Below are 25,894 nucleotides of genomic sequence, written 5' to 3' on the forward strand. Positions count from 1 at the left end.
GATTCCCGTGAAAGTGAGCCCCGTGGCGGACAAGGTCGTGCTGCGACAAGGACTGCGCGTCATCGGCGTGGCGATCCGCGAGGAACCGCGGATCTTCGCCGCCGCGGTGGGCGCGAGCGCGGTGTACGGCGTGATGACGGTCGGCTCGGCCCTGGTGCTGGGCCGGGTCACCGACGAGGTGATCATTCCCGCGTTCCGAGACGGACGGACCACGGCCGGTGCGCTGATCGGCGCGTTCGCGGCGGTCTTCGGCATCGCGCTGCTCAAGGCGTTCGGCGTGATCGGGCGCCGCCTGTGGGCGGGCGTGATGCAGTACCGCCTCCAGGCCACCTACCGGCGCCGGGTCACCCGGCAGTACCTGCGGCTGCCGCTCGCGTGGCACCACCGCCACCCCACCGGGACGCTGCTCTCCAACGCGAACGCCGACGTCGAGGCGGCCTGGAATCCGGTCGCGCCGCTGCCGATGGCCACCGGCGTGGTGGTGATGTTGTTCGTCGCGGCGATCTCGATGGTGCTCACGGACTGGGCGCTCGCGCTGGTCGGCTTCGTGATCTTCCCGGCGATCGCCCTGCTGAACGTGATCTATCAGCGCAGGCAGGGCCCGCTGGCGATGCGCGCGCAGGAGTTGCGCGCCGACGTCGCCGAGATCGCGCACGAGAGCTTCGACGGCGCGCTGGTGGTCAAGACGCTGGGCCGCGAGACCGAGGAGACCACCCGCTTCGCCGCCGCGTCGCGCGAGTTGGCCGACGCGAACATCGCGGTGGGCCGGGTGCGGGCGCTGTTCGACCCGATCCTGGAGGCGCTGCCCAGCTTCGGTGTGCTGCTGGTCCTGGTGGTCGGCACGGTGCGGGTCTCGCACGGGGACCTGGCCCCCGGCGACCTGGTCCAGGTGGCCTACCTGTTCACCCTGCTGGCCTTCCCGGTCCGGGCGATCGGCTGGTTGCTGGGCGACATGCCGCGCTCGGTGGTCGGCTTCGACCGGGTCAAGGGGGTGCTGGAGGCCGAGGGCGAGCACGCCTACGGGCCGATCGAGGGCGGCGACGCCTCGGCCGGTCCGGCCCGCCTGCAAGCCCGCGAGGTGCGCTTCGGCTACAGCGACGACACCGACGTGCTGCACGACGTGGCCTTCGACGTCGAGCCCGGGCGCACCATCGCGATCGTCGGCCCGACCGGGTCCGGCAAGTCCACGCTGGTCTCGCTCCTGGTGCGCCTGGTCGACCCGGTCGACGGCGGGATCCTGCTGGACGGCACCGACCTGCGCGACTATCGGCGCGGCGGGATCGCGGCCACCGCGGCGCTGGTGCCGCAGCAGGCGTTCCTGTTCGACGACAGCGTGCGCGACAACATCACCCTGGGCCTGGACCTGGACGACGCGGCGGTGCACGAGGCGCTGCGGATCGCCCAGGCCGACTTCGTCACCGCGCTGCCCGAGGGCCTGGACACCCAGGTGGGCGAGCGCGGGACCACCCTCTCCGGCGGCCAGCGCCAGCGCATCGCGCTGGCCCGGGCGCTGGTGCGGCGCCCGCGCCTGTTGGTCCTGGACGACGCCACCTCGGCGGTGGACCCGCGGGTGGAGGCGGCCATCCTGCACGGGCTGCGCGACGCGGGGCCCGCCACGGTGGTCGTGGTCGCCTACCGCAAGGCCACCATCGCGCTCGCCGACGAGGTGATCTACGTCGAGGGCGGCCGGGTGCTCGACCGCGGCCCGCACCACGAGTTGCTGGACCGCTCGGTGGGCTACCGCCGACTGGTCAACGCGTACGAGCGCGCCGCGCGCGAGGGCGCGGACGAGGATCTCGACATCGACGTCAGCGAGGCCGAGGAGGCCACGGCTTCATGAGTATCGCCACCGTCCCGGCCAAGGCGCCCGAACCCGAGCCGAAGGCCGCGTCGCGGATCGGCGCCGACCCCGCGTCAACCCGACCGACCGAGTCCGGGTGGAGCGTGCTGCGCCGGGGCCTGCGGTTGACCCCGGAGTTCACCGAGGGCTGGATCGTCACGCTGTTGCTGGCCGTGGTGGGCACGGCCGGCCGGATCGTGGTGCCGCTGGCCGTCCAGCAGACCATCGACCGGGGCCTGCGCGCCGACGCCGGCCCGGACCTGACCGTGGTGCGCACGATGGCCGCGCTCGCGGCGCTGGCGGTGGTGGTCACCGCGGTGTCCGCGTACGCGATGAACGTGCGCCTGTACCGCACCAGCGAGCGCGGGTTGTCCACCCTGCGGGTGGCCGCCTTCCGGCACATCCACGACCTGTCCACGCTGCACCAGCAGTCCGAGAAGCGCGGCTCGCTGGTCTCGCGGGTGACCGGCGACGTGGACACGATCAGCCGCTTCATCCAGTTCGGCGGTCTGCTGCTGATCGTCAGCGTCGGGCAGATCGCGCTGGTGACGGTGCTGATGTTCGTCTACTCGTGGCAGCTCACGCTGCTCGTGTGGGTGTGCTTCGCGCCGCTGTACTTCTTCATGCGCGCGGTGCAGAAGCGCATCGCCGCCGCCTATTCGCACGTGCGGGTGGCGATGGGCCGGATGCTCGGCGCGATCGCGGAGCCGGTGGTGGGCGCCGCGATCGTGCGCGCGCACGGCATCGAGGACCGCACCGCGCGCCGGATCGACGCGTCGGTGGACGCGCACCGGGACGCGCAGACCCGCGCCCAGTTGTTCGTCGCGTTGACCTTCCCGATGGGCGAGTTCGTGGTCGGTCTGGCCAACGGCCTCGTGGTGGTGGTGGGTGTGTGGCTGGGCATCGACGGGCAGCTCAGCGTCGGCGAACTGGTCGCCTTCCTGTTCCTGGTCACCCTGTTCGTGGGCCCGGTGCAGATGGGCGTGGAGATCCTCAACGAGGCGCAGAACGCGCTCGCGGGCTGGCGCCGGGTGCTGGAGGTGCTGGACGCGGAGCCGGACATCGCCGACCCGGGCGACGCGGGCGAGGAACTCCCGCGCGGCCCGGTCGAGGTCGCCTTCGAGCACGTCTCGTACGGGTATCCGGGCGGGCCGCGGATCCTGCACGACGTGGACGTCACGCTCGCGCCCAGGACGAGGATCGCGGTGGTCGGCGAGACCGGCTCGGGCAAGACCACGTTCGCCAAGCTGCTCACCCGCCTCGTCGACCCGGACGAGGGTCAGGTGCTGCTGGACGGCGTCGAACTGCCCCGGGTGCGCTTCTCGTCGCTGCGCGCCCGGGTGGTGATGGTGCCGCAGGAGGGCTTCCTGTTCGACGCCACGCTGCGCGAGAACGTGCGGTACGGCCGGCCGGACGCGGACGACGCGGCCATCCGCACCGCGTTCACCGACCTGGGGCTGGCCGATTGGCTCGCCGGGCTGGCCGCCGGCCTGGACACCCCGGTGGGTCAGCGCGGCGAGTCGTTGTCGGCGGGCGAGCGGCAACTGGTCGCGCTCGTGCGGGCCTACATCGCCGATCCCGACCTGCTGGTCCTGGACGAGGCGACGTCGGCCGTGGACCCGGCCACCGAGGTACGGATCGGGCGGGCCCTGGACGGGCTGACCCGGGGTCGCACCGCGGTGTTCATCGCACACCGGATGTCCACCGCCGAATCGGCCGACGAGGTGCTCGTGTTCGACGCGGGCAAGCTGGTCGAACGCGGGCCGCACACCCGCCTGGTCGGGGCCGGCGGGATCTACTCGCGGCTGCACGCCTCGTGGACGGCGCAGCAGAAGACGCCGCGCTGAAGCCGAGCCCGGTCTTCGACCGGTCGCTCCCGAGGGCCGGACGGGCCGTGCGGCCCCGTCCGGCCCTCGGGTCCGCTCGCGGTCCCCTGCGGTCCTAGCGCAGGGGCGCCGTCAGCTTCTTGGTCTCGTCCACGTAGGACACCAGGCACTGCACCTCGCGGTCGCCGCTGATCCAGCCCGATTCCTTCGGGTAGATGTAGAGCCAGGTCAACTGCTCCGCCTCGGGCTGCCGGGCGATCACGGGTTCGGCGATCGGCTTGCACACCGCGGACGCCTGGGTGTCCATCGCCGCGTCGCCGGGCCAGGTGCCGTCCGGCAGCGCGACGTTCTGGACGTGCTGCCCGTCGTGCGGCGCCGTGCAGGCGACCTTGTCCACGTCCGTGCCGACGGCCGCGAACGCGATGCAGTCGCCCGGGCTGAGCGGGACCTTCTTGACCGCGACGCTGCCGTTGGAGTTGGTCGCCTGGGGCGTGACGGCCCGGGTGCTCGGCGGCTCGCTCGACGGCGGCTCCGGGGTGTCCGTGGGCGGCGGCGTGCTCGCCGGCGCGCTCGTGCGCCCGGTCGCGCTGTCCGCCGGGCCGGCCTCGTCGCCCTTGTCGTCGTCCCCGCCCAGGCTCAGCACCAGGGCGATCACGCCGCCGGCGATCACCAGCGCGACGACCACCACGATCGCCACCACGCGCCCGCCGCCCCGCCCGCCGGAGGGGCCGCCGGGGCCGTAGGGCGGGCCACCTCCGTACGGTGGGCCGCCACCACCGTACGGAGGGCCGCCACCGTAGGGAGGGCCGCCGATCGTCGGACCGTCGTAGGGCGGCGGCGGGTTCGTGGGCGGCGGGCCCGCGGGGCCGCCGGGATAGCCGCCCGCACCGCCGCCGTACCCACCCCCGCCGTAGCCGCCGGAACCGTGGTTGCCGCCCGGATATCCGCCGGGAGTGCTCATCACGTCGATCCCTCCCCCAAGGGCCGGGCGCTCGGGTCAGCGCAGTGGCTTGGTGAGTGTCTGCCCCGACTTGTACTTCGCGATGCAGGTCACCTTGCGGCGACCGATGTCCCACCCCGGCTGCTTGGGGAAGGTGTAGGTGAAGGTGAACTGCGAAGCGTCGGACCGGCCGCTGAGCGCCGTGCTCATCGCGGGCGTGCACTTCGACTCGGTCTGGTCGGTGATCGACGCCTCACCCGGGTAGGTGCTGCCGGTCAGCTCGTAGGTCAGGAAGACCTCGCCGGTGTGCGTGCTGGTGCAGGACGTCTTGTCGATGGTGCCCGACGTGGCGTCCAGGGTGACGCAGTCGCCCTTGGACAGGTCCACGTACCGGACCTCCGAGGGCAGGTCCGGGTCGGACGTGCCGGACGTGGTCCGCGGCGGGGTCGGGCGGCTGGTGGTCGGGCGGCCGGTGGGGGTGCTCGGCGCGCTCGTGCTGCTCGTCGGCTGGGAACTGGACGAGGTGGTCGCGCTGTTCGTGGGCCCGGCCTTGTCGTCCTTCTTGTCGTCCCCACCCAGCACCACGACCAGCGTGGCGATGATGCCACCGACCACGACGATCGCGGCGATCACCACGGCGATCAGCGGGCCCTTGCCGGAGCCGCCCTGGTTGGGGCCGGGCGGCATGCCGCCGCCGTAGCCCCCGCCCCCGTAGTTTCCGGGGTACTGCGGTCCGCCGCCGGCCCCCGGATACTGCGGCGCGCCGCCGTACGGGTTTTGCGGCGGCGGATACTGCTGCCCACCCTGTGGGTACTGCTGCCCGGGGTACGGCTGGTTGCTCGGATAACCCTGGCCGGGTTGCTGCCCGTAGCCGGGGTAGCCACCCTGTCCGGGTGATGGCGGCATCGTCATGTGCCTAGCCTGCCCGATCGGGTGAACCCACCGCTCGGCCGGGCCCAACTACTTGACTCCGGGTCAGATGATCGTTGTGGGACCGGAATCCTTCCGTGACCCGATTCCGCGTCTGCCGACCGGAGTCCGCGCCGGCGACGCCTCACGGGCGGCGGCGAAACGCTCCGCTCGCGAGCGCCAGGAGCACCCCCAGGAGCATCGCGCCGCCACCGGCGGCGAACACGACCGAGGGGCCGTGGGCCGACGCGAGCATGCCGCCGACGGGGTACAGCAGCGGGATCAGACCGACCCCGAACAACATCTGGAGCGCGGTCACCCGGCCCAGCGCGCCGGGCGCGCACGTGGTCTGCACCAGGGCGCTCCCGGCGCCGCCGACCACACCGGTGCCCACGCCCAGCGCCGCCGCGCACGCCACGCCCGCCCCCAGGCCGGGCGCGTAGCCTAGGCCGACCAGGCTCGCGGCCATCACGACCATCCCCACCGGCAACACGAGCGCCGGGCGCGGCACCCGGCCCGCGACGGTCAGTGCCAGCGCGCCGATCGCCGCGCCGATCCCCCACGTGCCCAGCACCACGCCCATCCCGCCCGGCCCCCAGCCCGCGTCGTCGGCGAGCAGCACGATGCCGATGTTCATCGGGATGGTGAAGCCCAACTCCATCAGCGCGGTGACCGCCAGCAGCGGCCCCAGCACCCGATGCCGGGCCACGTACCGCAGGCCCGCGCGCAGGCCCAACTCCGGCTCCTCCTGTCCCGGTTCCGCCTCGGGCGCGGGTCCCGGGCGAAGCCGCCACAGCAGCGCGAGGGAGAGCGCGAACAGCGCCGCGTTCAGCGTGAACGCCGCCTGCGCGCCGCCCCAGGCCAGCGTCGCGCCGCCGATCGGCGCGGACACCACGGTGGCCACCCGCTGGGACAACGAGCGCATGCCCTGCACCCGGACCAGTTGCGTACGCGTGGTCAACCGCGCCGGCAACGCGCCGACGGCGGGCATGAACAACGCGTCCACCGCGCCGAACAGCAGCGCGATCACCACCAGCAGCCCGATCCCGGGGCTGCTCGCGAGCACCGCGAGCGCGGCGACCAGCATCACCGCGCAGCGCACCAGGTCGCTGCCGAGGACCACCCGGCGCGGTCCGTACCGGTCCGCGATCGCCCCGCCGGGCAACATCAGCAGGGCTCGGGGCAGCGACCCGGCGGCCAGCACCCACCCGGTCTGCGTCGCGTCGCCGCTGCGCACCGCCGTCCAGGACAGCGCCAGGAACCAGATCTGATCGCCGATCAGCGACGCGATGTAGGCGCCGAGCCAGGCCAGTACACGCGGGTCGCGATGGGCGAGCCGCGGTGTCGCGCCGGCGATCCCGGTGATGGCCATGGTCGTCCCCGTTCCGGTGTGTGCGGTGCGTGCGGTGCGTGCGGCGCCGAGGGCGCGTGCCGGGCGGGGTCCGCGGGCTCCCGCCCCGTCCGCGGATCACAGGCGGTAGGGAAAACCGCGGTAGTAGATCTCCACGTGTTCCGCGCCGGGTGTCTCACGGTCGCGGTAGCCGTCCACGAGGTCCTGGATGGCGCCCGCGAGTTCGCGCAGTTCGGCGGCGGTCAGCCGGAGCGTGGGGGCGCCGCTGAAGGCCGCGCCGGCCCACTCCGCCCCCCACGCCTGCATCTCGTCCAGGAAGCGCCGGTAGCGGTCCTCGGACTGCGAGCCCAGCACCCGCGCGATGCTCGCGGACAGGTCCCGGCCGACCCGGTCCTCGGCGAAGTCGCCGAACGAGAAGGTGAGGTCCTCGACCACCTTCCACCAGCGCTCGCGTCCGTCCTCGGCGTGCTCGGGGTCCTCGACCACGAAGCCGTGGCCGGCCAGCGTGCGCACGTGGTAGCTGACCAGCGCCGGCGTCGCGTCCACCCGCTTGGCCAGCATCGACGCGGTGGCCGGACCGCCGGCGTGCAACATCCGCAGCAGGCTGATCCGCAGCGGGTGGGTGAACACCTTGAGGGTCTGTACGTCCTTGATCATCCGGCGCGCCGGCGGCTGCTCGCTCATGAGCCCACCGTAGATCCGAAGGAATATTTTCGCAATGGATCTTTCGAAATAACCCCTTCGTATTCGCCCACGAAAAAGCCGACCGCGTGTGCGGTCGGCTCCTCGTGGCGTACGCGCGCTCAGCGGACCGAGTGGCCCGTCGCCCGCAGCACGTCCTTGACCTGCGGGATCCGCAACAGGCCGAAGTGGAACACGCTCGCCGCGAGCACCGCGTCCGCGCCCGCGTCCACGGCCGGCGCGAAGTGCTCCAGCGCGCCCGCGCCGCCGGAGGCGATCACCGGGATGCCCACCTCGGCCCGGACCAGTCGGGTCAACTCCAGGTCGTAGCCGTCCTTGGTGCCGTCCGCGTCCATCGAGTTGAGCAGGATCTCGCCCGCGCCGAGCTCGGTCGCCTTCGCGGCCCACCCCACCGCGTCGATGCCGGTGCCGGTGCGCCCGCCGTGCGTGGTCACCTCGAAGCCCGGCGTACCGTCCCGGCGCCGCCGCGCGTCCACCGAGAGCACCAGCACCTGCGAACCGAACCGGTCCGCGATCTCGGCGATCAGCTCGGGCCGTTGGATGGCCGCGGTGTTCACGCCCACCTTGTCCGCGCCCGCCCGCAGCAGCTTGTCCACGTCCTCGACCGCGCGCACCCCGCCGCCGACGGTGAGCGGGATGAACACCTGCTCGGCGGTGCGCCGCACCACGTCGTACGTGGTCTCCCGGTTGCCCGAGGACGCGGTGATGTCGAGGAAGACCAGTTCGTCCGCGCCCTCGGCGTCGTACACCCGGGCCATCTCGACCGGGTCGCCCGCGTCCCGCAGGTTTTGGAAGTTGACGCCCTTGACCACCCGGCCGGCGTCCACGTCCAGACACGGGATCACCCGTACGGCCAACGTCACGAGGCCCTCCCCCGGTACGCGTCCACCTCGACCTCGACCAGCATCCGCGAGTCGATCAGTCCGGCCACCACCACCATCGTCGCGGCGGGCCGGGTCTCGCCGAACAGCTCGCCGTGCGCGCGGCCCACGTCGTCCGAGTCGCGGGCGTGGGTGATGAACATCCGGGTGCGCACCACGTCCGCGGCGCCGAGCCCGAAGTGCGCCAGCGCGTCCAGCGCGATCGCGAACGCCGCGAGCGTCTGGTGGTGCGGGTCGCCCTCGTGCGCGAGGTTGCCCTCGACGACCGCGGTGCAGCCCGACACGTGCACGTAGTCGCCGACCGCGACGGCGCGCGAGTACCCGAAGGTCTCCTCCCACCGCCCGCCGGACGAATACCGCTCGATATTGCCCGAGTTGTCACTGCCCGAATTGTCACTGCCCGTCACCGGGACACCGCCTCCAACGCCTCTTCGAGGGTGAACGCCTGGGCGTACAGCGCCTTGCCGACGATCGAGCCTTCCACACCCAGCGGCACCAGTTCGGCGATGGCGCGCAGATCCGCCAACGAGGACACCCCGCCCGAGGCCACCACCGGGCGGTCCGTGGCCGCGCACACGTCCTTGAGGAGTTGCAGGTTCGGGCCGGTCAGGGTGCCGTCCTTGTTCACGTCGGTGACCACGTAGCGCGCGCAGCCGTCCGCGTCCAGGCGGGCCAGCGTCTCGAACAGCTCGCCGCCCTCGCGGGTCCAGCCGCGACCGGCCAGCGTGGTGCCGCGCACGTCCAGGCCGACCGCGATCCGGTCCCCGTGCCGGGCGATCGCCGAGCGCACCCAGTCCGGCGTCTCGAGCGCGGCGGTGCCCAGGTTGACCCGCCGGCAGCCGGTGGACAGCGCCGCCTCCAGCGACGCGTCGTCGCGGATGCCGCCGGACAGCTCGACCTGGACGTCGAGCCGGCCGACCACGTCGGCGAGCAGCTCGCGGTTGCTGCCCTTGCCGAACGCGGCGTCCAGGTCGACCAGGTGGATCCACTCGGCGCCGGCGCTCTGCCAGGCCAGCGCGGCGGTCAACGGGTCGCCGTAGGAGGTCTCCGACCCGGCCTCGCCCTTGACCAGGCGGACGGCCTGGCCGTCGGCGACGTCGACGGCGGGCAGCAGTTCGAGGCGGTGGGTCTGGGTCATGACGGTGGGGATCCTCAACAGTTCGTACGGACGATGCGTTCAGGGGCGCGGCGCGAACACGGCACGGCGGGGACTGCGAAAGAGCGGGCCTACAGGGTCGCGAGCCAGTTGCGCAGCAGTTGCGCGCCGGCCTCGCCGGACTTCTCCGGGTGGAACTGGGTGGCGCTGAGCGCACCGTTCTCGACGGCGGCCACGAACGGCGTGCCGTGCGTGCTCCAGGTGACGTCCGGCGGGATGTGCGGCCCGTCCTGGACCACCGGCATCTCCCACGTGCGCACCGCGTAGGAGTGCACGAAGTAGTACCGCGTGTCCGGCGTGACATCGCGGAAGAGCACGCTGTCCGCGGGCGCCTCGACGGTGTTCCAGCCCATGTGCGGCACCACCGGGGCGGCGAGGCGCTCGACCGTGCCGGGCCACTGCGCGCAGCCCTCGGTGGCCACGCCGTGCTCGACGCCGCGCGCGAACAGGATCTGCATCCCGACGCAGATGCCCAGCACCGGCCGGCCACCGGCGAGTCGCTTGTCCACGATGGTGTCGCCGCGGACCGACTTGAGGCCCTCCATGCACGCGGCGAACGCGCCCACGCCGGGCACGAGCAGCCCGTCGGCGTTCAGCGCCGCCTTGTGGTCGGCGCTGATCTCCACGTCGGCGCCCGCGTGCGCGAGCGCCCGCTCGGCCGAACGCACGTTCCCGAAGCCGTAGTCCAGGACGATGACCTTCTTGGGCACGCGGCTATCCGATCTTCAGGACGCCGGCCGCGATCGAGAAGAACGCGCCGACGGCGAGCAGGGCGATCACACTCTTGGGCAGGCCCTGCTTGACGAACGAGATGCATCCGCCGACCAGGAACAGCCCGAAGACGATCAGGACCATCGCGCCGGTGCTCACAGCGCGCCCTTGGTGGAGGGGATCACGCCGGCCCGGCGCGGGTCGAGCACGCACGCGTCGGACAGCGCCCGGGCCAGCGCCTTGAACTGCGCCTCGACGATGTGGTGCGCGTTGCGCCCGTACGGCACGTGCACGTGCAGGCAGATCTGCGCCTGGGCGACGAACGACTCCAGGATGTGCCGGGTCAGCGTGGTGTCGTAGTCCGGGCCGATCATCGGCGCGATGTTCTCCGGCTCCGAGTGCACCAGGTACGGCCGGCCGGAGAGGTCCACGGTGACTTGCGCGAGCGCCTCGTCCAGCGGCACCGACGCGTCGGCGAACCGGCGGATGCCCTTCTTGTCGCCGAGCGCCTGGCGGAACGCGGCGCCGAGCGCGAGCGCGGTGTCCTCGATCGTGTGGTGCGCGTCGATGTGCAGGTCGCCGCGGGTCTTGACGGTCAGGTCGAACAGGCCGTGCTTGCCGAGCTGATCGAGCATGTGGTCGAAGAAGCCGACGCCGGTCGCGACGTCGACCTTCCCCGAGCCGTCCAGATCGATCCCGACCTCGACGGAGGTTTCCTTGGTGGCGCGTTCGACGCGACCGATTCTTGCCATGGCGGTGATTCCGACTCTCTCTCAGTCCTTCAGGACGCGGCGCATCGCGTCCAGGAAGGCCGTGTTCTCGGCGTCCGTGCCGGCGCTCACACGCAGCATGCCGGGGACCCCGTTGTCGCGGACCAGGACCCCGTGTTCGAGGATCCGCGCCCAGACCGCGTGCGGGTCCTCGAATCGGCCGAACTGAACGAAGTTGGCGTCCGAGGCGGTCACCTCGCAGCCCAGCGCGCGCAGTTCGACGACCAGCCGGTCGCGCTGCTCCTTGAGTTCGCGGACGTAGCCCAGCAGCGTGTCCTCGAACTCCAGACAGGCCAGCGCGGTGGCCTGGTTGACCGCCGAGAGGTGGTACGGCAGCCGGACGAGCTGGACCGCGTCGACCACGGCGGCGTCCGCCGCGAGGTAGCCCAGGCGCAGGCCGGCCGCGCCGAACGCCTTGGACATGGTCCGGGTCACCACCAGGTGCGGCCGGCCCGCCAACAGCGGCAGCAGCGACTCGGTGTGCGCGAACTCGACGTACGCCTCGTCCACGATCACCAGCGAGGGCCGCGCGGCCTGCGCGGCGTCGTACACCTTCTCGACCACCTCGCCGGCCAGCGCGGTGCCGGTCGGGTTGTTCGGCGAACACAGGAACACCACGTTCGGGCGGTGTTCGGCGATCTGCGCCAGCGCGTGTTCCAGGTCGATCCGGTAGTCCGCGTCACGCGAGCCGGAGATCCACCCGGTGCCGGTGCCGCGCGCGATCAGCGCGTGCATCGAGTAGGACGGGTCGAAGCCCAGCGCGGTGCGCCCGGGGCCGCCGAAGGCCTGGAGCAGTTGTTGGATCACCTCGTTGGAGCCGTTGGCCGCCCACACCTGGGCGGGGCTCAGCGGGTGGCCGCCGGTCCGGGTCAGGTAGGACGCGAGCGCGGTGCGCAGCTCGACCGCGTCCCGATCCGGGTAGCGGTTCAGGCCGCGCGCGGCGACGGCGACCCGCTCGGCGATCCGGGCCACCAGGGCGTCCGGCAGCGGATACGGGTTCTCGTTCGTGTTGAGCCGGACCGCGACGTCCAACTGCGGGGCGCCGTACGGCGACTGACCGCGCAGTTCGTCGCGGATCGGCAGGCTGTCCAGGTCGGTCACCGGCCCTCCTCCCACGCCACGAGCCCGGCCACCTCGCCGGCCGCGAACCGGGCCCGCACCGCCGCGCCGTGCGCGGGCAGATCCTCCGCGTCGGCGAGCACGCTCACGTGCTCGGCGACGTCGGCCAGCGCCGCGCGCGAGTAGTCCACGACGTGGATGCCGCGCAGGAAGGACTGCACCGACAGGCCCGAGGAGTGGCACGCGCAGCCACCGGTGGGCAGCACGTGGTTGGACCCGGCGCAGTAGTCGCCGAGCGAGACCGGCGCGAACGCGCCGACGAAGATCGCCCCCGCGTTGTGCACCCGGGCCGCGACGTCGGCCGCGTCCGCGGTCTGGATCTCCAGGTGCTCGGCGCCGTACGCGTCCACCACCCGCAGGCCGTCGTCCACCGAGTCGACCAGCACGATGCCGGACTGCCGGCCGGCCAGCGCCTCGGTGACCCGCTCGCGGTGCCTGGTGGCGTCCACCCGCACCTTGAGCTCCTCGACCACCGCGTCGGCCAGCGACTCGGAGTCGGTGACCAGGATCGACGCGGCCAGCGTGTCGTGCTCGGCCTGGCTGATCAGGTCCGCCGCGACGTGCCCGGCGTCCGCCGTGTCGTCGGCGAGCACGGCGATCTCGGTCGGACCGGCCTCCGCGTCGATCCCGATCCGGCCCTTGAGCAGCCGCTTGGCGGCGGCGACGTAGATGTTGCCGGGACCGGTGACCAGGCGCACCGGGGCGCACGAGCCCGCGCCGTAGGCGAACATCGCCACCGCCTGGGCGCCGCCGACCGCGTACACCTCGTCCACCCCGAGCAGCGCGCACGCGGCCAGGATGGTGGGGTGCGGCAGGCCGCCGAAGTCGGCCTGCGGCGGCGAGGCGATCGCCATCGAGGCGACGCCGGCCTCCTGCGCGGGGACCACGTTCATGATCACCGACGACGGGTAGACGGCGTTGCCGCCCGGTACGTACAGGCCGACCCGCTCGACCGGGACCCACCGCTCGGTGACCGTGCCGCCGGCCACCACCTGCACGGTGACGTCCCGCCGGCGCTGTTCGCGGTGCACGATCCGGGCCCGGTGGATGGACTCCTCCAAGGCCGCGCGCACCTTGGGCGCGAGCGTGTCCAGCGCCGAGGCGATCGCCTCGGCGGGCACCCGGATGTCGCTCAGCCGCACACCGTCGAAGCGCTCGGTGATCTCCACCAGCGCCTCGACGCCGCGATGACGCACGTCCTCGCAGATCGGGCGCACCTTCTCCAGGGCCGCCTCGACGTCGAGTTCGGCTCGGGGCAACACGTCGCGCAGTGCGGCGGGGCTGTCCAGGACAGCCCGCGAGGCGGGACCGCGCAGGTCGATACGGGAGATCACCTGCCCCAGTGTAGAGACGGTGCTCAATCGAACGTCCCCGCGTGTCGGACAGTGAGACACGCGATCATGGGGGCACTCAGCAGCCTTCCAGTGTCGGGGGACCACGGATGAGCACACCGCCAGGACATCTGACCGCAACCGAGGCGCGCCTGTGGGAGGCGTACCGGCACGGCGAGCGGCTGGATCTGAGCACGGGTGTACCGGCCGACGACGACCCGCGCGCCGGCGCGGCCTGGGGCGCGGACCGCACCGTCCGGGCCCGGGTGCTCGCCCGGCTGCTGCTCCAGCCGCCGGACGCCGAGCCCGGCCACACCGCGGCGCTGCGGCTGAGCGGGGCCCGGATCGTGGGCGCGCTGGAGTTGGGCGGCGCGCGCCTGGACGTGTACTTCTCCTTGATCGACTGCCGAATCGAGGACAAAATCGTGCTGAACGTCGCCTCGACCCGCACGATCATCCTGCGCAACTGCGTGCTCGCCGCGCTGTCGGGGCGCAACATGCGGGTGGACGGCGACCTGTCGCTGCGCTCCTGCGAGGTGGCGGGCGGCGTGCGGATACTGGACGCGCGGGTGGACAACGACCTGCGGATCGACGACTGCGTGATCGGGCCGGATCGGCACGGCGGCGCGCTGTACGGCAACGGCATCCAGGTCGGCGCGGACACGTCGATGGACAACACGGACTTCACCGGTCAGGTGAGCCTGTACGGCGGTCGCTTCGGGGGCCGGGTGACGCTGTACGGCTCGACCGTCGACCGCCCGGGCGAGTTGGCGATGGATCTCGGGCGGATCAGGGTGGAGCACTCGCTGCACCTGAGCGTGGGGTTCGCGGTGCGCGGTTCGGTCCGGATGAACGACGCGCGCCTGGGCGGCGGCATCGTGCTCAGTCGGGCGGTGGTGTGCGCCGAGCCGGGCGAGGTGTTGACCATGTGGCGGGTGGCCGCGGAGGGCCTGCACATGGCCCTCGCGCAACCGCCGCGCGGGCGGATCGTGCTGGCCAACGCGACCTTCGGCACGCTGACCGACGCGCCGAACACCTGGCCGGCGCCCGGGGACCTGGACCTGTCCGGAACCCGGTACTCGGTGCTGCGTGCCGAGCAGCCGATGACCGTGGAACAGCGGGTGGACTGGGTCGAGCGCGGCACTCCGGAGTACACCCCGCAGCCGTACGACCAGCTCGCCGGCGTGTACCGGGCGGCGGGCGAGGACGAGGTGGCGCGGACCGTGCTGCTGGCCAAGCAGCGCCGGCGGCGCGCCGGACTGGGACCGGCGGGCCGGTTGTGGGGCCACGTGCAGGACGGCGCGATCGGTTACGGCTACCGGCCCGCGCGCGCCCTCGGCTGGCTGATCGCGCTGATCGCGGTCGGTACGGCGGTCTTCGCGGCCGACCCGCCCGCGCCGCTCAAGCCCGGCGAGGCGCCGCACTGGAACCCGTTCTGGTACACCCTGGACCTGCTCCTGCCGGTGGTCACCCTGGGTCAGGACGCCGCGTGGAAGCCGACCGGCGCCGGGCAGTGGCTCGCGTACACGCTCATCCTGCTCGGCTGGGTGCTCGCCGGGGCCGCCGCGGCGGGCGCCACACGGGTGCTCAATCGCGCCTGAGATCAATGATCGACGCGGTCCGGCGGTCAGGCCCTACTCTTGGTCACCGTGACCGACCGGCTTCCGCTCTTCCCGCTCAACTCGGTGCTCTATCCGGGTCTGGTGCTGCCCCTGCACATCTTCGAGGAGCGGTACCGCACGCTGGTCCGGGACCTGGAGGTGCTGCCCCAGGCGGAGCAGCGGTTCGGGGTGGTCGCGCTGCGTACCGGGCGCGAGGTGGGCGACATCCAGGGCGATCCGCTCGAGGTCCTGCACCCGGTGGGCTGTACGGCGGAGATCGCCACGATCAAGACGCACGAGGACGGCCGCTACGACCTGGTGGCCACCGGGGCGACCCGGTTCCGGCTGGTGTCCGTGGACGACTCGGGTCCGTACCTGTACGCCGAGGTGGAGTACCTGGAGGACCCGGTCGGCGAGCGGGCCGACGTGCTCGGTCTGGCCGCGACCCGGGCGTTCGCCGAGTACCAGCGTCGGTTGCTCTCGGCCCAGCAGCGCACCCCGATGAGCCTGCCGGAGTTGCCGGACGACCCGGTGGTGCTGTCCTACCTGGTGGCCGCAGCGGTGGTGCTCGATCCGCACGACAAGCAGCGGCTCCTGGAAGCCGAGGACGCGACCGCCCGGCTGACCGCCGAGGTGGAGCTGCTGCGCCGGGAGGCGGCACTGCTGGACCGGCTGCCGTCGTTGCCGGCGGTCGAGCTGTTGCGGCAGAGCATCGAACCCAACTGACCGATCGAGGGGTCGCCGACATGGCGAAGGGCAGGACCAAGGGCGGACAGGGCACGCCGGCGACGGTGGCGCTGACCCGCGAGGGCGTCACGTTCACGGTGCACGCGTACGAGCACGCCCCGGACGCGGCGTCCTACGGCGAGGAGGCCGCGTCCGTGCTCGGCGTCCCGGCCGAGCGGGTGTTCAAGACGCTGCTGGCGGACGTGGACGGCGCGCTGACGGTCGCGGTGGTGCCGGTGGCGGGCCGGCTCGACCTCAAGGCGCTCGCGGCGGCGGTCGGCGGCAAACGCGCGGCGATGGCGGACCCCGCCGCGGCCGAACGGGCCACCGGCTACGTACTGGGCGGCATCAGCCCCCTGGGCCAAAAACGCCGACACCCCACCGTGCTGGACGACTCCGCCCTCACCCTCCCCACGATCTACGTATCGGCCGGCCGCCGCGGCCTGGAAATCGAACTGGCCCCCACCGACCTGATCCGCCTCACCACCGCAACCACCGCAAGCGTGGGCCGAACCTGACGGGTGGCCTCGAGCGCCGGCCGGGCTGAAAGCAGGGCGGCCAACCCCGGCCCCGGGCATTTTCAGCCCTCGTCCGAGTCCCGCTTGGTCAAATCCACCGGCGGCGAAGGCGCAGCCGTGTGCGCCCAAGGGAAACCGCCGCCCGGCGGAGAAGGCGGCCACCCGTACGGCCCCGGACCCGCCACCGGCTCCTCCCGATCCGCCGGCGCGAACCCCGCCGACAGCCCCAGAAAGATCACCATCGACGCAATCGGCCACAACAGCAGCACGCCCTTGGCCTTGAGGTCGAGCGGCTGGTCGAACCGCTTGCCCAGCCCGATCCGCCGCACCTGCTCCATGATCCCGTCCGGCCCCAGCCGCACGCCGACCTTGAACGCCAGATAGGACCCGGCCAGCCCGCCGACGGTCAGCGCGAGCGCGGTGGCCACGCCCTGCCGGCGAAAGCGCCAGAACGCGAGCGGCGCCAGCACGATGCCCGCGATCACGCCGCACACCGCGAACCAGCCGTCCAGCGCGATCGAGGTCTCGGTCTCCGGTGAGGTCTGGAAGACCCCCTCCTGCGTCGCGAGCAGCGGTACGCGCGGCGTGATCTGCTCCCAGATCAGGCCCACGATCGCACCCACGACCAGGCACGCCGCGACCACGACGGCGAACGCCACCGCGTCGGCGCGATAGCGCCGCCACAGCGTGGGGGGCGCCTCGGGCCCGGGCGCGAAGCCCACATGCGCGCCCTCGGGCGAGGGGTAGGGGGCGAAATCCCCGGCAGACGTCATCTGGTCAGCGTCCCATGTGCGGATCGAGCCGGCGGGACGACCCCGCGCGGCGGTGTGTCTGGTGGTCGGGGCGACGAGGGCCGGAGCGCTACGCGCGGGTACTGCGCCGGAAGGACCACGTGGCCAACGAGAGCATCACCACGCCGACCGCCGCGCACACCGCGAGGTTGCCCGCCACCGCCGCCCAGTCCGGGTCGCCGTAACTGGCGATGAACGCGTCCACGCCGTAGGAGGACGGCAGCACATCGCGGGCGAGCACGATCACGTCGGGCATCCGGTCTTCGGGCAGCACGCCGAGCAGGAGCGCGGCGGACATGCCCAGTTGGCCGAGCAGGGTGGCCAGTTCGGGACGCGGCGCGAGCAGACCGAGCACCGCGCCGATGCCCGCCAGCGCCGCGCCGGACAGCGGCACGACCAGGAGCAGCACCCACAGGTTGGCCAGCGGCAGTTGGAACATCAGCGCGCCGATGACGGCGGTGACCACGGTGCCGGGCAGCGTGAAGGACGCGTACGCGGCGGCGATACCCAGCACCACCGCGGCCGGGCGTACCGGCAGGGTCAGGTAGTAGTCGAGCGCGTTGGCCGCGCGCAGGTTGCCGAAGTGCTGGGCGAGCAGGTTGAGCGCGACGAAGGCGACCACGAGCACACTGGAGCCGGCCACCACCGCCTGGCGCGCGCTGTCGCTGCCGGTGTCCACCACGCCGCGCATCAGGATCATGATGCCGACCGACTGGAACACCGCGACGAACAGCAGCGGGACCCGGGAGACCCGCACCCGGGACAACTGCGCGCGGTAGACGGTCAGCAGCCCCGCGCCGAGCGACGTGGCCGGGGCGGGTACCACCGCCTCGGCCGGATTCGCCGGCACGGCCTCGATGCTCGCTGCACTCACCGGTGTCGACACTCTCATCCCTTGACCAGTCCCTGGTGGCGCCCGCCGAGCGCGAGGTAGACGTCCTCCAGGCTCGGCGTGGACAGCGTGAAGTCGTCGAGCGCCTCGAACGCGGGCCCGGAGGTGACGCCGGCGAGCAGTTCGCGGGCCACCCCCGGCTCCATCCGGGTGCTCCAGCGCCGGCCGGTGCGCACCGCGGTCTGCGCGAGCATGCTCACCGCCGGGTCGTCCATCGGCGGGTCTGCCCGCCAGACCAGATCGAGCCGCACCTCGTCGCCGACCATGGCCTTGAGTCCGCCGGGCGTGTCGCACGCGATCACCCGGCCCTCGTCGAGCACCGCGACCCGGTCCAGCACCGTCTCCGCCTCGATCACGTTGTGCGTCACCAGGAGCACGGTGGCGCCCTGTTCGGCCCGGCGGCGATCCACCGCGGCCCACACCGCGCGGCGCGCGACCGGGTCCATGCCGGTGGTCGGCTCGTCCAGGACCAGCACCGGGCGGGCGCCGACCAGCGCGGTGGCAACGCACGCGAGTCGGCGCTGGCCGCCGGAGAGCTTCTTGAGCGGTCGGTCCGCGATCGCGCCCAGATCGAGTTCCTCGAGCACCGCGTCCCGCTCGGCCCGGGCCCGCGCGGCGTCCAGGGCGCGCAGCCGGGCGGTGGTCTCGATCGCCAGCGCGACGGTCAACTCGTCCAGCGCGCCGGACTCTTGACCGAGGTAGGCGACCAGCCGGGCGGCGATCTCGGGGCGGCGCACCAGGTCGTGGCCGAGCAGGTCGATCGTGCCGGTGTCCGGTCGCAGCAGGCCGGTGAGTTGGCGGACCAGGGTGGACTTGCCCGCGCCGTTGGGGCCGAGCAGGCCGAAGATCTCGCCGCGGCGCACGTCCAGGTCGATCGCGTCGTTCGCGGTCAGCACGTGCCGGCTCTTCCGACGCCCGGTGCGATATGTCCTGGTCAGCCCGCGCACCGTGAAGCACGGTTCGGCCCTCGCGCGCTCGCCGGGGATGGTCACGCTCCGCTCGTCCGTTCCGGGCAGCTTGTACATCCGACCCCGCGCGTCGTCCTGAAGGTGGTGAAGATGGCGTGCGACCCGCGTCGCGTGCGCGGCCGGGTGACACACGACGAGACGACTCTACGCGGTCCCCTCGCCCGCCCGGCCGCCCGCCTCCTTGGCGAGCAACACCCGGGCCCGCTGCCACTGCTCGCGCGGGATCACCGCACGCCAGTCGATCGCCGCGAACGCGGCCTCGCGCTCCGGGTCCAGGCGGCGGCCGACCCGGGCGGCGGCCACCTTGAGCAGCGCGAGCGGCCGGCTGGGCAGGCCCACCCGTTCGGCCTCCCGTTTGAGGTTGGGCCACCACACCGTCGCCGCGTCGGTCATCTCGTTCTCCGCCGCGCCCAGGCGGTGGAAGGCGGCGAGCCGGCCGATCCCGCGCGCGATCACCCACTGCACCAGCGCGGCGAGGCCGAACAGCACCAGCAGCACGATCCCCGCCGGCGGGAACAGGAACAGCAGCGGCAGGCCCGCCACGAGCAGCAGGTACTTGAGCAGGAACACGAACTCCAGCCGGCCCAGCACCACCTTGCCCGCCAGATAGCGGATCAGCAGCGCCGCCTGACGCGGGGTCAACCGGGTGTCCACGTCCGGGTCGAACGCGGTCGCACCACCGGCGGCGGAACGTTCCGCCGCCGCCCGGGACGCGCTGCGAAAGCGTTGTCCGCGCCGCACCGCGCCGAATCCGGCCTTGCCGATCCTGGTCCACTTGGACATCGCGGGTCCTCCGTACGGTCCACTGCCTGACCCGCACGTTAGCGCCCCGCGCGGGCTGCGGTGGCCGGTGCGCGCGGGACGGACGCGTGGGTGAGCCCGGCCCGCTCGGGTACCGTACGGGTTTGACCACAAGCCCCCTAGGAGGCTCTCGACGTGGACGTGTGGCACATACTTCGCCCCTTGATCGTGCTCGTCTCGGTGATCGCCTTCACGGGTCTGGTGACCTGGGGAATGGCTCGCCTGGCCCGCGAAGTACAGACCCGCAAGCCGCTGACAGGACCCCTCTGGTCGATGATGCGGCGCGGCCGTGCGTCGATCGTGGCGACGCTCGGCACCTCGGTCCTGCTGCTCGCCGAACCCGCGGCGGCCCTGCCCGACAAGAGTCGCGGGATGATCCGGCACATCCTGGTCCTCACGGTGATCGCCGCGTGCGCGTGGCTGATCGTGCACGCGGTCACCCTGCTGGTGAACACCTCGTTCGAGCGCTACGCGGCGAACGCGACGGACACCGGCCGGGTACGCCGGATCCAGACCCAGATCGCGTTGATCCGCCGGACCGCCGTGGCGATCGTGGGCATCATCACCTTCGCGGCGATGATCATGACCTTCCCGGGCATGAAGACCATCGGCACCAGCCTGCTGGCCTCCGCCGGTCTGCTCGGCGTGGTGGCCGGTCTGGCCGCGCAGAGCGCGCTGGCCAACCTGTTCGCGGGACTGCAGATCGCCTTCAGCGACATGGTCCGGATCGGCGACTCGGTCGTGGTCAACCAGGAGATGGGCACGATCGAGGAGATCACCCTGACCTACCTGGTGGTGAACACGTGGGACCAGCGCCGGATCGTCATGCCGGTCTCCTACTTCACCTCCCGGCCGTTCGAGAACTGGTCGCGCACCGACATCCGGATGACCGGCACCGTCTTCCTGCACCTGGACCACTCCGCGCCGGTCGCCGAGCTGCGCGAGGAACTGCACCGCATCCTCAAGGACACCGGCCTGTGGGACGGCCAGGGCTGGAGCCTGTACGTCACCGACACCACGCCGACCACGATCCTGGTCCGCGCCGTGGTGACCGCGCGCGACTCCGACGACCTGTGGACGCTGCGCTGCGAGGTGCGCGAGAAGCTGCTCGACTACCTGCGCTGCGAGCACCCGTACGCACTGCCCCGGATCGCCACCGCGCCCGCGCCGCTGGGCAACGAGGCGGTCGGCCCGTACAGCGGCAACGGACGCTTCGCCAAGGCCCAGCCCGCCGTGCAGGTGCCCGCGCAGACCGGCCCGCGCAAGTACGTCGACCTGGCCAAGAAGCCTCAGTCGTTGGCCGCCGCCGCGGCCGCGGCCGAGTCGATCTCGCTGAGGAAGTCCGAGGCGATCGCCCAGGCACGCGAGGCGGCCTCGCGGTCGTAGTCCGGCAGGTCCGGATCGGTGAACAGGTGGCCGGCGCCGCGGTAGCGGTGGATCTCCACGTCCGCGCCGGCCCGGCGCATGCCCAGGTACCACGTGCCGAGCCAGTCCTCGGTCTCGAACGGGTCCGGCTCGGCCACGTGCAACTGCACCGGAACCTCGGTCGTGGCGTCCTCGCGCAGGTCGGAGGTGCCGTGGAACATCAGCAGCCCGGCCGCCGAGGAGTCCGCGAACGCGGCGTTCTGGGCGATCGAGGCGCCGAGCGAGAAGCCCGCGTAGACCAGCCCGGGACCGAGCCCGGCGGCCACCTTCACGGCACGGCGGATCAACTCGTCCGCGCCGATCTCGTCCTTGATCTCCATGCCCTCCTCGACCGACTCGGTGCGGCGCCCGTCGTACAGGTCGGGCACGGTCACCTCGTGCCCGTCCGCGCGCAGCCGCTCGGCCGCGGCGTGTACGGCGGGGCGCAGCCCATAGGCCGAGTGGAACAGCACGATGCGGGCCACGTGGGGGTCCTTCCGGGGACAAGATGCGAGCAACGATCGGACAAAGCGTCAACGGTACCGGGCGCCGGCGCCGGGTTCAGCGCATGCTGCGCAGGTCCAGGCGGCGCAGCACCCGGTCGGCGGCGGCCGGGTCCACTCCGCGCCGGCCCCGGGCCGCGATCACCTCGCGGCGCGCGGCGGCGGTCATCTCCGCCTCGATCTCGTGCAGCAGCTTGATCCGTCGGGAGCGTTCGACGACCGCGTCGGCCAACTCCTCGGTCATGCCCTCCGGCCTGAGCTCGGCGAGCATCGCCTTCTGCCGGGCGCGCAACCGCTGCACCATCTCGTCCGGGAGGTCGCGCTCCTCGTCCAGTTCCCGCAACCGGCCCAGCGCCGCCTTGGTCGCCGCGGCCACGATGGCGCGTTCCTCGCGGCCCTCCGCCTCGTCCTCCTCGGAGACCCCGAGCCGGCGCACCAGCCAGGGCAGGCTGACCCCCTGGAGCAGCAGGGTCACCACGATCACGCAGAACGCGATCGCGATCAGCCGCTGCCGCTCGGGGAACGCCTCGCCGGCGTCGGTGGTCAGCGGCAGCGCGAGCGCCAGCGCGATGGTCACCACGCCGCGCATGCCGGCCCACCACACCACGACGGTCTCGCGCGGGTCCGGGGTCTGCGTCTCGCCGGTGGTCGGCAGCCGGTTGTGCAGCCGTCGGGCCAGCGCCGCGACCGGGAACAACCACAGCCCGCGGACCACGATCAGCACCAGGACCACCGCGCCGGCCTCCCAGAACAGCCGGACCCGGTCGCCGCGCAGGTCGTGGAAGATCTCCCACATCTCCAGGCCGATCACGCCGAACGCGACGCCGGTGACCACCAGGTCGACGACCTCCCAGAACGAGCGCCCGGTGAGCCGGCCGACCACGTTGTCCGCGTCCTCGGCGACCGAGCCCAGGTAGAACGCGGTGGTCAGGACCGCGAGCACGCCGGAGCCGTGCAGTTCGTCGGCGACCACGTAGGCCAGGAACGGCACCAGCAGGGTGAGCAGGGTCTGCAGGGTGGGCTCGTCGAGCCGGCCGAGCAGCAGTCGACCGGCCAGGCCGACCGCGAAGCCGATCCCGACGCCGACCACCGCGGACAGTGCGAACATCCCCACCGCCTCGGCCGGCGAGAACGTGCCGCCGACCACGGCCGCGACCGCGACCTGGTAGAGCACGAGCGAGGTGACGTCGTTGAAGAGCCCCTCGCCCTCCAGGATCGACACCAGGCGCCGGGGCAGTCGCAGGCTCCCGGCCACCGCCGTGGCGGCCACCGGGTCCGGTGGCGCCACCAGCGCGCCCAGCGCGACCGCGCCCGCGAACGGCAGTCCCGGCACCATCGCGTTCGCCACCGCCGCCACCGCCGCCGTGGTGACCAGAACGAGCGCGACCGCGAGCAGCAGGATCGGGCGGGCGTTGGCGGCGAATTCGCGCCAACTGGAGCGCTGCGCCGCCGCGTAGAGCAGCGGCGGCAACAACAGCGGCAACAGCAGGTCGGGGTCGATCCGCAGGGTCGGCACGAACGGCAGCCAGCCCAGCAGCACGCCGTACAGGGTGAGCAGCACCGGGAAGGGCAGCCGCAGTCGCCCCGCGAGCGGCACGACCACGACCGTGCCGAACATCAACAGGAACAGCAGTGTGAGCTGACCCACTCCGCCCCCAGACCGATCGACCGCGATTCGATCTTGGAGCGTTCCCCGAATCTCCGCCGATTCACCGATCCGCGGGCATCGGTGTCACGGGGAGTCGGCCCGGGGGTGAAGGGGGGATCAGCGGTCGGTGACCCGCTCCAGGGTCGCGGTCAGGTCGGCGGGGTAGCCGCTCTCGTACTGCACCCACGTGCCGTCGCCGGGGTGCTCGAAGGCCAGGCTCACCGCGTGCAGCCACTGCCGCTCCAGGCCCAGCCGCTTGGACAGCGTCGGGTCCGCGCCGTAGGTCAGGTCGCCCACGCACGGATGCCGCAGCGCCGCCATGTGCACCCGGATCTGGTGGGTGCGGCCGGTCTCCAGCTTGATCGACAGCAGGCTCGCGGCGCGGAACGCCTCGATCGTGTCGTAGTGCGTGACGCTGGGCTTGCCGCCCATCACCACGGCCCACTTGTAGTCGTGGGTCGGGTGCCGGTCGATCGGCGCGTCGATGGTGCCGGTGTGCGGGTCCGGGTGGCCCTGGACCAGCGCGTGGTAGCGCTTGTCCACGGTGCGGTCGCGGAACTGCTGCTTGAGCAGCGTGTAGGCGCGCTCGGACTTGGCGACCACCATCAGGCCGGAGGTGCCCACGTCCAGGCGGTGTACGACGCCCTGGCGCTCGGCCGCGCCGGAGGTGGAGATCCGGTAGCCGGCCGCGGCGAGGCCGCCGACCACGGTGGTGCCGGTCCAGCCGGGGCTGGGGTGCGCGGCGACGCCGATCGGCTTGTCGATCACCACGATGTGGTCGTCGTCGTGCACGATCCGCATGCCGGGCACGGGTTCGGCGACGAGTTGCACGGGCCTGGGCGCCCCGGGCATCTCGACCTCGATCCAGGCCCCGCCGTTCACGCGGTCGGACTTCCCCGCCGCCCGGCCGTCGAGCTGCACCTTCCCGGCGGCGGCCAGCTCGGCCGCCTTGGTGCGCGAGAAGCCGAACATCCGCGAGAGCGCGGCATCGACCCGCTCGCCTTCGAGGCCATCGGGAACGGGAAGAGTACGGATTTCGGGCGAGCCGGGATTGACAGTCACGATATACGAGTATGCCCGGCATCCGGGCCGGACTCGACGGCGTGGTCGGCGCCGGCCGGGTCGACGGGCCGCGCGGACTTCGCCCGGGCCGGCTCGACGACGGCCCTGGTGGCACCGGACGGCGCGTCGGCGACGCCCCTGCTCGCGCCGTTCACGGTCTCGGCCGACGCGTCGGTCGCGGTCTCGGCCGAGACCGCGGTCGAGCTCTCGCCGGCGGCGGTCGACTCGGCCGCGGCGTCGTCCTCGCCCGCCGCCCCGTCCGCCGGCTCGCCTGCCGCGTCGTCCCTCTCGTCGCCCTCCCGGGTGCCGTCCGGCTGTAGGCCCAGGAAGGACAGCAGCACGATCAGGCAGCCGCCGACCACGATCGCCGAGTCGGCCAGGTTGAAGATCGCGAAGTGCTTGGGCGCGATGAAGTCCACGACGTGTCCCTCGAACACGCTGGGCGCCCGGAAGATCCGGTCGGTGAGGTTGCCGAACGCGCCGCCGAGCAGCAGGCCGAGCGCGATCGCCCACGGCAGGCTGTTCAGCTTGCGCGCGAGCCGCAGGATCACCACGACCACGGCGCCGGCGATCACCGTCAGCACGATGGTCAGACCCTGCCCCATGCCGAACGCCGCGCCCGCGTTGCGGGTGGCCCGGAACTGGAGCCAGTCGCCGAAGATGTCGATCGGCGCGTGGTACTCGAGCTTGGCCACCACGATCAGCTTGGTGATCAGGTCGAGGGCGTACGCGAAGGTCGCCACGCCGAGCAGGACGAGGATGTATCGACGGGTGCGCGAACCGGCGGGCACGGTCGGCTCCTCGCCGCCCGCCCCGCTCTCGGTCGCCCCGGTGTCCGGCTCCTGTGCGAGGGCCTGCGACTCCGCGTCATCCCGTCGTTCCGCTCCGGTGCCGATGGCTCGCTCCAGTCCTTCGGCGCGCCGCCGGCCGCGTGGGCGGTTACCGGCGTTCTTCGCGCTGTTTGCAGGTCACACACAGGGTCGCACGCGGGAACGCCTGCAGGCGTGCCTTGCCGATGGCCGAACCACACGACTCGCAGGCCCCGTACGTGCCGTCGGCCAGGCGGCGCAACGCCTTCTCCGACTGGAGCAGCATGCCACGCGCGTTGTTGGTCAGGGACATCTCGTGCTCGCGCTCGAAGTTCTTGGTCCCGGTGTCCGCCTGGTCGTCGCCCGCGCCCTCGCCGGAGTCGCGCAGCAGATCGGCGATGCCGTTCTCGGAGACCGCGATCTCGGCCCGAAGCTCGTGCGCGGTCTCGATCAGCCCCTCGCGCACCTCGCGCAGTTCCGCGTGCTCCCACGGGTCCTCGCCGGGTCGCACCACGTAGACCGTCGGCTCATGGAACCCGTCGGGCGGCGTCGCCAGCGTGGTCCTGGCCGTTGCGGTCACGTGTGCAGGTGCCTTCACGGTGCGTCCCGTTCCTCCCCGTACCGAGGCTCGCGGC

At 72.6% G+C, this 25,894-nt stretch carries 26 protein-coding genes and 1 pseudogene; 6 read left to right on the forward strand and 21 right to left on the reverse strand.

What is annotated here, in order from left to right; all coding sequences use genetic code 11:
- The first annotated feature begins 22 nt into the window (after positions 1-22).
- Both OG948_RS10555 and OG948_RS10560 read left to right on the forward strand, forming a co-directional pair.
- Entirely contained in the window at positions 23-1,840 is a 1,818-nt protein-coding gene (locus OG948_RS10555) for an ABC transporter ATP-binding protein (protein WP_406295704.1), read from the forward strand.
- The gene (locus OG948_RS10560) at positions 1,837-3,687 is read left to right on the forward strand and encodes an ABC transporter ATP-binding protein (RefSeq protein ID WP_406295706.1); all 1,851 of its coding nucleotides are present in this window, start codon (positions 1,837-1,839) and stop codon (positions 3,685-3,687) included. Before OG948_RS10555 ends, OG948_RS10560 begins: the two co-directional genes overlap by 4 nt.
- 94 nt (positions 3,688-3,781) lie before the next feature.
- Here OG948_RS10560 and OG948_RS10565 read toward each other — a convergent pair whose 3' ends face one another.
- The 12 genes from OG948_RS10565 to hisD all read right to left on the reverse strand — a co-directional run bounded on the left by OG948_RS10565 (position 3,782) and on the right by hisD (position 13,539).
- A complete protein-coding gene (locus tag OG948_RS10565) occupies positions 3,782-4,627 on the reverse strand; it encodes a septum formation family protein (protein ID WP_406295708.1) in 846 nt (281 codons plus the stop codon).
- Between the two features lie 36 nt (positions 4,628-4,663).
- Complete coding sequence (locus OG948_RS10570) at positions 4,664-5,518, reverse strand: septum formation family protein (RefSeq protein ID WP_406295710.1); 855 nt, start codon at positions 5,516-5,518, stop codon at positions 4,664-4,666.
- Between the two features lie 142 nt (positions 5,519-5,660).
- Positions 5,661-6,887 (reverse strand): MFS transporter, encoded by a 1,227-nt coding sequence (locus OG948_RS10575; RefSeq protein WP_406295712.1) that lies wholly within the window; start codon positions 6,885-6,887, stop codon positions 5,661-5,663.
- Positions 6,888-6,983: 96 nt separating this feature from the next.
- Positions 6,984-7,550 (reverse strand): helix-turn-helix domain-containing protein, encoded by a 567-nt coding sequence (locus tag OG948_RS10580; protein WP_406295714.1) that lies wholly within the window; start codon positions 7,548-7,550, stop codon positions 6,984-6,986.
- 119 nt (positions 7,551-7,669) lie between these two features.
- Entirely contained in the window at positions 7,670-8,431 is a 762-nt protein-coding gene (gene hisF / locus OG948_RS10585) for an imidazole glycerol phosphate synthase subunit HisF (RefSeq protein ID WP_406295716.1), read from the reverse strand.
- Positions 8,428-8,856: a RidA family protein gene (locus OG948_RS10590; protein ID WP_406295717.1), complete on the reverse strand. Its 429-nt coding sequence runs from the start codon at positions 8,854-8,856 to the stop codon at positions 8,428-8,430. The genes hisF and OG948_RS10590 overlap by 4 nt, the downstream gene beginning before the upstream one ends.
- Positions 8,853-9,587, reverse strand: coding sequence for a bifunctional 1-(5-phosphoribosyl)-5-((5-phosphoribosylamino)methylideneamino)imidazole-4-carboxamide isomerase/phosphoribosylanthranilate isomerase PriA (gene priA / locus OG948_RS10595; RefSeq protein WP_395862477.1), 735 nt, complete (start codon positions 9,585-9,587; stop codon positions 8,853-8,855). Before priA ends, OG948_RS10590 begins: the two co-directional genes overlap by 4 nt.
- Before the next feature lie 89 nt (positions 9,588-9,676).
- Positions 9,677-10,315 (reverse strand): imidazole glycerol phosphate synthase subunit HisH, encoded by a 639-nt coding sequence (hisH, locus tag OG948_RS10600; RefSeq protein ID WP_406295719.1) that lies wholly within the window; start codon positions 10,313-10,315, stop codon positions 9,677-9,679.
- A 4-nt stretch (positions 10,316-10,319) separates the two neighbouring features.
- Positions 10,320-10,475 carry a hypothetical protein gene (locus tag OG948_RS10605; protein ID WP_170222315.1) on the reverse strand — a complete coding sequence of 52 codons (156 nt, stop codon included), beginning with the start codon at positions 10,473-10,475 and terminating at the stop codon, positions 10,320-10,322.
- Positions 10,472-11,068: an imidazoleglycerol-phosphate dehydratase HisB gene (gene hisB / locus OG948_RS10610; RefSeq protein WP_406295720.1), complete on the reverse strand. Its 597-nt coding sequence runs from the start codon at positions 11,066-11,068 to the stop codon at positions 10,472-10,474. Before hisB ends, OG948_RS10605 begins: the two co-directional genes overlap by 4 nt.
- Positions 11,069-11,089: 21 nt before the next feature.
- Entirely contained in the window at positions 11,090-12,187 is a 1,098-nt protein-coding gene (locus OG948_RS10615) for a histidinol-phosphate transaminase (protein WP_406295722.1), read from the reverse strand.
- Positions 12,184-13,539, reverse strand: coding sequence for a histidinol dehydrogenase (gene hisD, locus OG948_RS10620; protein ID WP_406295723.1), 1,356 nt, complete (start codon positions 13,537-13,539; stop codon positions 12,184-12,186). The genes OG948_RS10615 and hisD overlap by 4 nt, the downstream gene beginning before the upstream one ends.
- A gap of 107 nt (positions 13,540-13,646) precedes the next feature.
- Between hisD and OG948_RS10625 the strand changes: the two genes are divergently transcribed.
- Genes OG948_RS10625 through ybaK form a run of 3 tightly spaced genes read left to right on the forward strand, consistent with a single transcriptional unit; the run spans position 13,647 to position 16,381 of the window.
- A complete protein-coding gene (locus OG948_RS10625) occupies positions 13,647-15,137 on the forward strand; it encodes an oxidoreductase (RefSeq protein WP_406295725.1) in 1,491 nt (496 codons plus the stop codon).
- 39 nt (positions 15,138-15,176) lie between these two features.
- On the forward strand, positions 15,177-15,863 hold the full coding sequence (locus OG948_RS10630; protein ID WP_406295727.1) for an LON peptidase substrate-binding domain-containing protein: 687 nt from the start codon (positions 15,177-15,179) through the stop codon (positions 15,861-15,863).
- A gap of 20 nt (positions 15,864-15,883) precedes the next feature.
- Positions 15,884-16,381 carry a Cys-tRNA(Pro) deacylase gene (gene ybaK, locus OG948_RS10635; RefSeq protein ID WP_406295728.1) on the forward strand — a complete coding sequence of 166 codons (498 nt, stop codon included), beginning with the start codon at positions 15,884-15,886 and terminating at the stop codon, positions 16,379-16,381.
- Between the two features lie 62 nt (positions 16,382-16,443).
- On the opposite strand, the gene OG948_RS10640 is transcribed toward ybaK, so the two are convergent.
- The 4 genes from OG948_RS10640 to OG948_RS10655 form a co-directional block, all read right to left on the reverse strand.
- Complete coding sequence (locus OG948_RS10640; RefSeq protein ID WP_406295730.1) at positions 16,444-17,154, reverse strand: hypothetical protein; 711 nt, start codon at positions 17,152-17,154, stop codon at positions 16,444-16,446.
- Positions 17,155-17,242: 88 nt separating this feature from the next.
- Positions 17,243-18,046, reverse strand: a complete 804-nt coding sequence (locus tag OG948_RS10645; RefSeq protein ID WP_406295732.1) for an ABC transporter permease — start codon at positions 18,044-18,046, stop codon at positions 17,243-17,245.
- A gap of 14 nt (positions 18,047-18,060) precedes the next feature.
- Entirely contained in the window at positions 18,061-19,089 is a 1,029-nt protein-coding gene (locus OG948_RS10650; RefSeq protein WP_395862458.1) for an ABC transporter ATP-binding protein, read from the reverse strand.
- A gap of 87 nt (positions 19,090-19,176) precedes the next feature.
- Positions 19,177-19,815 carry a hypothetical protein gene (locus tag OG948_RS10655; protein WP_406295734.1) on the reverse strand — a complete coding sequence of 213 codons (639 nt, stop codon included), beginning with the start codon at positions 19,813-19,815 and terminating at the stop codon, positions 19,177-19,179.
- Positions 19,816-19,974: 159 nt separating this feature from the next.
- On the opposite strand from OG948_RS10655, the gene OG948_RS10660 reads away from it, so the two are divergent.
- Complete coding sequence (locus tag OG948_RS10660; protein WP_406300224.1) at positions 19,975-21,219, forward strand: mechanosensitive ion channel family protein; 1,245 nt, start codon at positions 19,975-19,977, stop codon at positions 21,217-21,219.
- Here the strand turns inward: OG948_RS10660 and OG948_RS10665 are convergent.
- The 5 genes and pseudogenes from OG948_RS10665 to OG948_RS10685 all read right to left on the reverse strand — a co-directional run bounded on the left by OG948_RS10665 (position 21,123) and on the right by OG948_RS10685 (position 25,857).
- A complete protein-coding gene (locus OG948_RS10665; RefSeq protein ID WP_406295736.1) occupies positions 21,123-21,722 on the reverse strand; it encodes a dienelactone hydrolase family protein in 600 nt (199 codons plus the stop codon). The genes OG948_RS10660 and OG948_RS10665 overlap by 97 nt on opposite strands.
- A gap of 76 nt (positions 21,723-21,798) precedes the next feature.
- The gene (locus OG948_RS10670) at positions 21,799-23,388 is read right to left on the reverse strand and encodes a Na+/H+ antiporter (protein WP_406295737.1); all 1,590 of its coding nucleotides are present in this window, start codon (positions 23,386-23,388) and stop codon (positions 21,799-21,801) included.
- Between the two features lie 117 nt (positions 23,389-23,505).
- Positions 23,506-24,450 carry an RluA family pseudouridine synthase gene (locus OG948_RS10675; protein WP_406295739.1) on the reverse strand — a complete coding sequence of 315 codons (945 nt, stop codon included), beginning with the start codon at positions 24,448-24,450 and terminating at the stop codon, positions 23,506-23,508.
- A 290-nt stretch (positions 24,451-24,740) separates the two neighbouring features.
- Positions 24,741-25,346: pseudogene (gene lspA / locus OG948_RS10680) on the reverse strand (signal peptidase II); the annotation flags it as partial.
- Positions 25,347-25,389: 43 nt separating this feature from the next.
- Complete coding sequence (locus tag OG948_RS10685; protein ID WP_406295741.1) at positions 25,390-25,857, reverse strand: TraR/DksA family transcriptional regulator; 468 nt, start codon at positions 25,855-25,857, stop codon at positions 25,390-25,392.
- Positions 25,858-25,894: the final 37 nt, after the last annotated feature.

Source organism: Embleya sp. NBC_00888 (assembly GCF_045207655.1).
Lineage (GTDB): Bacteria > Actinomycetota > Actinomycetes > Streptomycetales > Streptomycetaceae > Embleya.